Origin of the sequence: Nocardia exalbida NBRC 100660, from assembly GCF_000308575.1 — a bacterium.
GTDB lineage: Bacteria > Actinomycetota > Actinomycetes > Mycobacteriales > Mycobacteriaceae > Nocardia > Nocardia exalbida.
Map to the genome: position 1 here is coordinate 1 of NZ_BAFZ01000021.1, position 808 is coordinate 808.

At 70.4% G+C, this 808-nt stretch carries 1 protein-coding gene; it reads left to right on the forward strand.

Annotated features, from left to right (window positions below):
* Nucleotides 1-808 (forward strand): condensation domain-containing protein (locus ON29_RS04260; protein ID WP_040864830.1); only part of this gene is annotated, 808 nt, incomplete at both ends.

An 808-nucleotide genomic window follows, 5' to 3' on the forward strand; every position in this document is an offset into this window, starting at 1 on the left:
AACTCGCTGCTGGCCACCCGGGTCGTCGCCCGCATCAACGAAGCCCTCGACGCGAACGTGGTGGTCCGCGAACTGTTCGAAGCACCCACCGTGGCCGCGCTGGCCGCGCGGGTGGTACCCGGCGCCGGCGGCGGCACCCGCCCCCGTCTGACCCGCACCGAACGCAGCCACCCGATCCCCCTGTCACTGGCCCAGCAACGAATGTGGGTCCTCAACCAATTCGACCCCACCTCCCCCGCCTACAACATCCCCCTGGCCATCCGCCTGCACGGCGCCCTGGACGTGTCCGCACTGCGCTACGCCCTGGCCGACGTCCTCGAACGCCACGAATCCCTGCGCACCCGCTACCCCGCCGGCGGACCCGGCGGACTGCCGTTCCAGCAGATCCTCACCGTCGACCAAGCCCTGCCCACCGGACTGGAACTGGTCACCACCCACGACCCCCTCACCCCCATCACCGAGCTGATGCTCACCGGATTCGACGTCACCGAAGAAGTCCCCGTCCGCGCCCTGCTGGCCGAAACCAGCCCCGATGAACACCTGCTGGCGATGGTCGCCCACCACATCGCCGCCGACGGCGCCTCCATGGCACCCCTGGCCCGCGACCTGGTCACCGCCTACCTCGCCCGCATCGGCGGCAACTCCCCCCGCTGGGCACCCCTGGAAGTGCAATACGCCGACTACGCCATCTGGCAACGCCACGTCATCGGCACCGACGACGACCCCACCTCCGTCGCCGCCCGCCAACTCGCCTACTGGCGCACCCAACTCGACGGACTCACCGGCGAAGCCGAACTCCCCCTGGACC